At 51.5% G+C, this 5,699-nt stretch carries 2 protein-coding genes and 4 pseudogenes; all 6 read right to left on the bottom strand.

The features are described 5' to 3' along the window. Nucleotides 1-2,082 precede the first annotated feature (2,082 nt). Nucleotides 2,083-2,729, bottom strand: a pseudogene (locus tag BG74_RS13705) (ABC transporter permease subunit); the annotation flags it as partial. A gap of 42 nt (nt 2,730-2,771) precedes the next feature. Further along, nucleotides 2,772-3,445, bottom strand: a pseudogene (locus BG74_RS06355) (ABC transporter permease subunit); the annotation flags it as partial. Beyond that, nucleotides 3,442-3,501 (bottom strand): hypothetical protein, encoded by a 60-nt coding sequence (locus BG74_RS20715; protein WP_439895689.1) that lies wholly within the window; start codon nt 3,499-3,501, stop codon nt 3,442-3,444. The pseudogene BG74_RS06355 and the gene BG74_RS20715, both read right to left, overlap by 4 nt. Before the next feature lie 2 nt (nt 3,502-3,503). Then, nucleotides 3,504-3,815 carry an ATP-binding cassette domain-containing protein gene (locus BG74_RS19000; protein ID WP_066597358.1) on the bottom strand — a complete coding sequence of 104 codons (312 nt, stop codon included), beginning with the start codon at nt 3,813-3,815 and terminating at the stop codon, nt 3,504-3,506. A 183-nt stretch (nt 3,816-3,998) separates the two neighbouring features. Beyond that, nucleotides 3,999-4,775: pseudogene (locus tag BG74_RS06345) on the bottom strand (transporter substrate-binding domain-containing protein). A 599-nt stretch (nt 4,776-5,374) separates the two neighbouring features. Beyond that, nucleotides 5,375-5,538, bottom strand: a pseudogene (locus BG74_RS17410) (tRNA dihydrouridine(16) synthase DusC); the annotation flags it as partial. Nucleotides 5,539-5,699: the final 161 nt, after the last annotated feature.

Raw genomic sequence — 5,699 nt, 5'->3', positions numbered from 1 at the left:
GAACGATTGTACGTCGAGAGATCTGGTAAACGCAGGCAATTTCCCTCTGCAGGGCGCTGCGGGCACCGTATCGAGCGCGCCGAGCAGCTAGAGCGGGCCATTGGCATAGAAATAATCACTTTAACAGGGTATCGACCAACAGTGCCAGCGCGATAGCCGGAATTACTCCTAGCAGTATCAGCTCCAGCGCGCTGTTCAACAATCCCTGCAGAATATCTGCCGGCGCCAAGCTTAGCGTTTTGATCCTCGACGGTGATACTGGCGTTCAGTTGCTGCAGCGTCTCGTTATCCAGGGCGGCGAAGACCAGCTTTAATCATTGGGCAATTTCCAGATTCTGCTTGGCTTAAGCACAGCTTCCCGAATGATCGGCTTCGGCGCGTATATCAGATATCGGCTGCACGCTCGCCGGATCCGAAAGAGTATTCAGCCCCAGCACGGCTACTAATCCACCGGCGCTGTAAGCCATGACGGCGCTGACGCCAGAGATCTGTTCGGAGGCACCCTTGATGGTAACTGCGGTATCTCCCCCGCAAGCGACAGCAGTTGATCCTGATGCAAAAGGTGAAGTAATAAGCCTTTTCAAACGCCGGTGGCGTATCAGGCCGTTCGATGAACTCTAAAGACGTTGCTATTTAATATGCTTCCCGCCTGCAATAGCGGCTCAGATTAGTCAGAGAGTCGAGATGCTGTTCTTTAGCCAGCTCATCGCGTACGGCAATGATTCATGCATTATTAGGCGGCGGCCGGGCTAAAGCCAGACGATATGATTTTTGTCATGGTCCAGCTGTTTGACTTTTTGATAGCCGACTTTGGTGTTCTTCCAGGCCTTATCCTGCTCCGAGGAGAAGAAAAAACACCGTTGCCGGTATCTTCCTAATAAATATCGATCTCACCAGCAGTAAATCGCCCCAAGTAACACCTAGATCATGCCCAATTGCAGTTTATTAACCGCTTTAACCTGATGATATTAAATAACTTATAAAATAATATTTCCCAGTAGCGATCTCCTTCTGTATCAATTTTCGACGCCACGCACACCGCCGTATCTGCAGCCTATACTGCTGGCGTAATGACCAGCATTATAGCGGCGAACAACACCGAACGACCATAATTAACCCTGGTTGCCATAGACATTGTTTCCTTTTGGAAGTGACAATAATCGGCACCGAATAGATATCACCGAAATGCATGCATTAACCGCATGTTAGGCGCGAAATAATCTCTCCGCGGCGCGCTAAGGCACGGAAGCAACGCCGGTCTATGCATCGCCACCGGCGAAAAAAGTGGGATTTTCAGGCTGTTCAAGCTGTATGGTCTACCAGATATCCTGGTGGGTGATGATATTGAATCCGTCCTACCTGACCGTGTTGAATCATATCGCGAATGACCTCTTTCGGATTACCCAGCCAACGCTGATTAAGTAGAGCTGGCCAATCTTTTTCCTAGGTGGTCATCTTCCGCTAGTAGCGCATTGACGAAAGCATCGTGGAGTAAGTTGGGGGAAAGGAGTTGATTATTGTCAGTCAAAGCAGAAGCGACGTGACGACACATGCCAGTATTAGGTCAAATGACTAACATCTCATAATGCTTTCTCATAATTGAGAAAGCTAGTCGGCACGGAAAATTTCCCGGTCACGAAAAAGTAAGAAATTACTATGCCATAAATGCGGCATAACAAAAGTATAACAACTCACACAGCATAAAGCCTGCGTCAAATTTATTGAAACGGATTGTTTTCTTTGTGCTGCCCGGTTACTGTGGCTGCCGCCCGATAAGATGCTCCTCTTCGCCATAACTTTTTGGCGAGGATCTTGGCAAACATCGCAATGCACGGCATCTGTCGCCTCCACAACAGGGTTCGGGTTACTTATGGCAGTGTTTCTCGGCGCTGCGGGCGGTTGGAGCAGGGTGTAAAAATCACGGGATTTATCTCCCACCAGCAGGCGCGCTACTCCACGTAATAGTGTTCGCCGGTGCAGCGCAACGCGAAACGGCGTCAGCACGTAAGTTTTACGCCTGGTCACCACTATCCAGGCTGCCGCCGCTGCGCAGCTCAGCGCTGCGACCGGGGACCAGGCCGTCAACGCTGTGAGAAATGCACACAAGACATAAGACATCGCGCCGACCAACAAGAAGATTTCAGTCGAATAAATCTGCAGCCAGCTGTTTGACCTGGCCTGCTACGGTAGTCATCTCCGGCACATTAAACGCCAGCGAAGTATCCTTAATTAGCGACGTCAGCAAACCAGTCCAGGAGGGCAATTATTTGGCTAGGCCTAGGGCAGCAGAATCAACCATTAGAATGTGCCAATGGCTAAGACCGCTGGCCAACCCGGCTTCTACCTGACCAGCTGGCAAAGCCCGTAGACCAGCTAGCGTCACGTGCATGACAGCCGTGGAGGTAAACCAAGCCAAGCGCCAGCGTGACGGTTACTGCACCGGGCAGAGAATGGCCGAACGCCACCGGAAGCAGGAAGTAAAACCAGAAAATCATGAAAATTAGTGGGATACCGCAGATAAGATCTACCTAGAAAAACAGTAAACAATGCGTCCAGCCGGAGTAACACCAGGCCACTACCGCTAGCAGCACACCCAGCGCCAAGGCGATGACGCTTGCAGCAAGTGCTATCAGGATCGTCAGCAGCAGGCCGCCTGATTCCCCTTCCGCTACTCTACTCCAAAGCAGATATGTCAGATTATCCTGCACCACTGCCCAATTAAAATTCATGACTGGCCTCCCGCGCACCGCGCCGATGCAGCCGTGGGCCCAGCCCAGCCGCAGCAAAATTTTTCCCATCGCCAGCCCGAGCAGCAGATACAGCACGGTACCGACGGCGAACCCTTCCAGCTCATGGGCATTGTAACTTTCAATCTGGATAATGTAATAAGTCAACTCGCTAAATCCGATGGCGGACGCCAGGGAGGAATACTTCATCAAGTTGAAGTATTGACCAACCAAGGAGCTACCAAGCGTTGCATACCCTCTGCGGCAGGAGGATCTAACACAGTATCGCCAGACGGCTGAAACCTTGCGCGATCTCCGCATTGCTCTGCCCCGACGGCAAGGCATTAAGCCCCGCCTGCAATTCTTCAAGGTAAGCCGCGCTGAACACCGCCAACCCCAGGCGGTGCAGATAAATTCCGGCGTCAGCAACGGAAGATCGCCGGGCAATGTCGCCCAGCGGTAGTCGTCGGCCAAATAGTCGCGCTAACCGACTGTCAGCGTACTCCACAAGGCAACAAAATAACAAAAAACGATTGTACCAACAAAGGCATATTGCGAAAGAGTGAAATCCAGCCCGCGACTAGCAACCGCCCGGTACAGTCCGGCATCATACGCAGTGCCAAGAGCAGCGGCACTACTACCGTCGCCAAAAGCGACCCTACCCAGCGTCACTAGCAAGATAAGCCGGTACTAATCCACTCCAACGGCTGACCGCTCAGAAGGTAGGTTCATCGAATAAAATAATATCGGCATCGGCAGACAAAGCGCGAGCGATAGCTATCCACTGCTGCTGGCCCCCCCCGAAAGCTGATGGGGGAAATACTGTACCTTGTCCGCCAATTCAACTTGGCGCAGCTTCATTTTGATAATAGCCAGTGCGACATTATCCAGTGCAGTAAGATGGGTATAGAGATTAAACTGCTGGAAGACGAAACCAATGCTAGTACGCAGAGCCAGAAGTTGTCGGCCGCGCAGTCCGGCGGTGGAGCGCTGGTGAATAAAAATTTCACCACTGCTCAGGGTTTCAAGCTGATTTATGAGACGGATCAGGGTAGACTTGCCAGAGCCTGACGGCCCGCAAATAGCCACTACTTCCCCTACGTTTACTTAGAAATTCATATCCCACAGTACCGGCTGCTGGCCGAAAACTTTGCCTACCCGGCGAAACTCTACCGTTACTGAAACATCGCCAGCCCCCCAGCGGCAACGTTGCCTCTGGGACACATGATGACTTCACCATAGCACCGCTTATTAACGGAAGGTTATGGTGAACTACCGCGGTTGCGGCGCCGGGAATTGCGGTCCAAACCAGCTATTGTAAATCCGCTGTGCCTCCCCGCTATATTCAAGCGCGATAAGCTGCTGATTGACTGCGTTCAACAGAGCACCCTCCATTTTTTAATACCGATGCCAATTTGCTCCTCGCTAGAAACTCCGGCAAAATCTTGTAGTTTGCCTTATCCGGCGCGCCACCAACAGCCTCGCAAAAATGGTGCCGTCTTGGGTGATGGCTTTGATATTGCCGTTGCGCAGCGCCGACATCGACAGCGGAATATTATCATAGGCTAATATCCGGGCATTGGAAAAACGTTGATACAGCACCTGTTCGCCGGTTGTGCCCTTCACAGCGCCGATCTCGGCCGAGGCATAATCTTCCAGCTTATTCAACGACGAGGTCGGCACCAGGAATTGTTGACCAGTGACAAAGTAAGGAGATGATAAATCAATTACTTGTGTCCAATCAGGAATAATCATAATATCGGCAATAATCAGATCAGCCTTGCCAGACAGCAGTAAGGGTATAAGGTTGGAAGGATTGGCCGGTACCAGCGCCAGTTTCACGCCTAGCGCATCTGCGATGTCCCCCAGGCGAAATCCACGTCATAACCGACAATACGATAGGTTTTGGCATCAATGGCGCCAAACGGCGGATTGGCGTCGAAGGTGGCAACGCGCACTGCCCCTAACGCGCTGAATATCCGCCAACTGATCTGCCTGCAGCGCCAGAGGAGCGAGACCCAACATAACCAGGGCGCCCGCTGCCATCATGGTCAACCTGGAGTTGGGCGCAATTGATGGTGGGCACGCACGGCCCTACCCACAGCACTTCCGCCCGAACTCAGAGTGTTACATAGGATCCTCACCGCTAATAAGTACTGAAGCGCATAAAATTATTCTTTATGATCATAAAAATAATGTTATTACTGCATTTTTCGCTGTACCATGGACGGTATACGACGCTAGCGTGAAAGAAAGCCCTACTTTTCGCACTGCTCAACACAACAGTTTTTCTGTCACAAGTTTTTCTGTCGCACTCTAGCAAATTTTTCCTGGGAAAAAAGGCGGTCGTCTACCATATTCCAGATCGATTGCCCAAAATGCGGGATCCTCAAGCTCACAGGAGCTACAAAACATGATATACGCTGTCGCAGTAGCGGCCGGCAAAGGCGGAACTTCGCGCGGTCCCCCTATTTGACCGCTGGTAAATGAAGATGATACCTGCCTAAAAGAGGCCGCAGGCTATCCTGCTCTACCGCATAGGCGATTCCCATACTGAGGTCGGTGGAATTCCAGCCTAGGCGGACTCTATCTTAGTAATTGTACCCCGTACGGGTGTTCCGTCAGGCGTCCGCGGCTATTTCACAGCACAATTCAGGACAGAGTCGGTAGAAAGATTTTTCCCGTAACAGAACCACTACCCTGCAAAAAATACAGTGATGCACAAATCGTAATCATTTATTCCACACAACAACAGCCCGCGGGCGAACAGCGCGTCAAGTACGACTTCCATCAGAGCCAAAACGACACGCACAGCGCCACCCGATAAATAGCAGAGGCACAATGAAAAGATAGTGGGGAAAAAACCGCCGCGAAAAGCAACAGATAAGTACAAGCGGCCAGAGAAAACTACCACTGGGGGCCTAGCTAATTGTCCTGGAATGTGAATCGCAGAGCACTGACGCCCGCCGCGCC

Origin of the sequence: Sodalis-like endosymbiont of Proechinophthirus fluctus, assembly GCF_001602625.1 — a bacterium.
GTDB lineage: Bacteria > Pseudomonadota > Gammaproteobacteria > Enterobacterales > Enterobacteriaceae.
This window is presented reverse-complemented; position numbering and strand designations above follow the sequence as displayed.